Below are 2,500 nucleotides of genomic sequence, written 5' to 3'. Positions count from 1 at the left end.
TCTGCCAGTTCCGCCACCCCGGCATAAAAATGGAGCGGAAGACGGGATTCGAACCCGCGACCCCCACCTTGGCAAGGTGATGTTCTACCACTGAACTACTTCCGCTTAAAATGGTGCGGGTGAAGGGAGTCGAACCCCCACGCCTTGCGGCGCCAGATCCTAAGTCTGGTGCGTCTGCCAATTCCGCCACACCCGCAATATGAAATTAAAAATGGTGAGCCATGAAGGACTCGAACCTTCGACCCTCTGATTAAAAGTCAGATGCTCTACCGACTGAGCTAATGGCTCATGCTAAATAATGTTTCCTAAAGCTTGTTTCTGCTGAGTCAGATGTTCAAAAACACTGCGTGTTTTGTCACAGATTGCTATTCGGTTGAAGTGATTCACTGATGCTGCAATCTGCTCTACCGACTGAGCTAATGGCTCATATTCTATAAAAAGAACTGAAGTGGTGCCGGCGAGAGGACTTGAACCCCCAACCTACTGATTACAAGTCAGTTGCTCTACCAATTGAGCTACACCGGCATGTTATATGGTGGAGGATGACGGGATCGAACCGCCGACCCTCTGCTTGTAAGGCAGATGCTCTCCCAGCTGAGCTAATCCTCCATTATATATGCCCGGCAGCGTCCTACTCTCACAGGGGGACAGCCCCCAACTACCATCGGCGCTGAGAAGCTTAACTTCCGTGTTCGGTATGGGAACGGGTGTGACCTTCTCGCTATCGCCACCGGACTATTTGGTTGAAGAAACTTCGTTCCCTCAAAACTAGATAATGTATGAAGAAGTGTTTGCCGAGTATTCACCAATGACTTGGTTAAGTCCTCGATCGATTAGTATCAGTCAGCTCCACATGTCGCCACGCTTCCACCTCTGACCTATCAACCTGATCATCTTTCAGGGATCTTACTAGCTTGACGCTATGGGAAATCTCATCTCGAGGGGGGCTTCATGCTTAGATGCTTTCAGCACTTATCCCTTCCGCACATAGCTACCCAGCGATGCCTTTGGCAAGACAACTGGTACACCAGCGGTGCGTCCATCCCGGTCCTCTCGTACTAAGGACAGCTCCTCTCAAATTTCCTGCGCCCACGACGGATAGGGACCGAACTGTCTCACGACGTTCTGAACCCAGCTCGCGTACCGCTTTAATGGGCGAACAGCCCAACCCTTGGGACCGACTACAGCCCCAGGATGCGATGAGCCGACATCGAGGTGCCAAACCTCCCCGTCGATGTGGACTCTTGGGGGAGATAAGCCTGTTATCCCCGGGGTAGCTTTTATCCGTTGAGCGATGGCCCTTCCATGCGGAACCACCGGATCACTAAGCCCGACTTTCGTCCCTGCTCGACTTGTAGGTCTCGCAGTCAAGCTCCCTTGTGCCTTTACACTCTGCGAATGATTTCCAACCATTCTGAGGGAACCTTTGGGCGCCTCCGTTACTTTTTAGGAGGCGACCGCCCCAGTCAAACTGCCCACCTGACACTGTCTCCCGCCCCGATCAGGGGCGCGGGTTAGAATTTCAATACAGCCAGGGTAGTATCCCACCGACGCCTCCACCGAAGCTGGCGCTCCGGCTTCTCAGGCTCCTACCTATCCTGTACAAGCTGTACCAAAATTCAATATCAGGCTACAGTAAAGCTCCACGGGGTCTTTCCGTCCTGTCGCGGGTAACCTGCATCTTCACAGGTACTATAATTTCACCGAGTCTCTCGTTGAGACAGTGCCCAGATCGTTACGCCTTTCGTGCGGGTCGGAACTTACCCGACAAGGAATTTCGCTACCTTAGGACCGTTATAGTTACGGCCGCCGTTTACTGGGGCTTCGATTCAAAGCTTCGCTTGCGCTAACCTCTCCTCTTAACCTTCCAGCACCGGGCAGGCGTCAGCCCCTATACTTCGCCTTGCGGCTTCGCAGAGACCTGTGTTTTTGCTAAACAGTCGCCTGGGCCTATTCACTGCGGCTCATCAGGGCTATTCACCCTAATGAGCACCCCTTCTCCCGAAGTTACGGGGTCATTTTGCCGAGTTCCTTAACGAGAGTTCTCTCGCTCACCTTAGGATTCTCTCTCGCCTACCTGTGTCGGTTTGCGGTACGGGCACCTTTTCCCTCGCTAGAGGCTTTTCTTGGCAGTGTGGAATCAGGAACTTCGGTACTAAATTTCCCTCGCCGTCACAGCTCAGCCTGTATGGTAATGGGATTTGCCTCATTACCGGCCTAACTGCTTGGACGCGCTAATCCAGCAGCGCGCTTACCCTATCCTCCTGCGTCCCCCCATTGCTCAAACGGTAAAGAGGTGGTACAGGAATATCAACCTGTTGTCCATCGCCTACGCTTTTCAGCCTCGGCTTAGGTCCCGACTAACCCTGAGCGGACGAGCCTTCCTCAGGAAACCTTAGGCATTCGGTGGATGGGATTCTCACCCATCTTTCGCTACTCATACCGGCATTCTCACTTCTAAGCGCTCCACCAGTCCTTGCGGTCTGGCTTCAACGCCCTT

General features: G+C 53.1%; 6 tRNA genes and 2 rRNA genes (2 of these 8 cut by a window edge). All 8 read right to left on the bottom strand.

The annotated features are described in order from the left end of the window. A tRNA-Leu gene (locus tag NAF01_RS00520) sits at nucleotides 1–23 on the bottom strand (it extends 66 nt beyond the left edge of the window). Nucleotides 24–30: 7 nt separating this feature from the next. Continuing rightward, nucleotides 31–105: transfer RNA gene (locus NAF01_RS00515), tRNA-Gly, on the bottom strand. Between the two features lie 6 nt (nucleotides 106–111). After that, nucleotides 112–196 (bottom strand) — tRNA-Leu (locus NAF01_RS00510). A gap of 16 nt (nucleotides 197–212) precedes the next feature. Beyond that, nucleotides 213–288: transfer RNA gene (locus NAF01_RS00505), tRNA-Lys, on the bottom strand. Nucleotides 289–449: 161 nt separating this feature from the next. Beyond that, nucleotides 450–525: transfer RNA gene (locus NAF01_RS00500), tRNA-Thr, on the bottom strand. A gap of 8 nt (nucleotides 526–533) precedes the next feature. Then, nucleotides 534–609: transfer RNA gene (locus tag NAF01_RS00495), tRNA-Val, on the bottom strand. 9 nt (nucleotides 610–618) lie between these two features. After that, a 5S ribosomal RNA gene (gene rrf / locus NAF01_RS00490) occupies nucleotides 619–735 on the bottom strand. Nucleotides 736–813: 78 nt separating this feature from the next. Further along, nucleotides 814–2,500: ribosomal RNA gene (locus tag NAF01_RS00485) — 23S ribosomal RNA — on the bottom strand; it runs 1,248 nt beyond the window's last position.

Origin of the sequence: Cytobacillus firmus, from assembly GCF_023657595.1 — a bacterium.
GTDB lineage: Bacteria > Bacillota > Bacilli > Bacillales > Cytobacillaceae > Cytobacillus > Cytobacillus firmus_B.
This window is presented reverse-complemented; position numbering and strand designations above follow the sequence as displayed.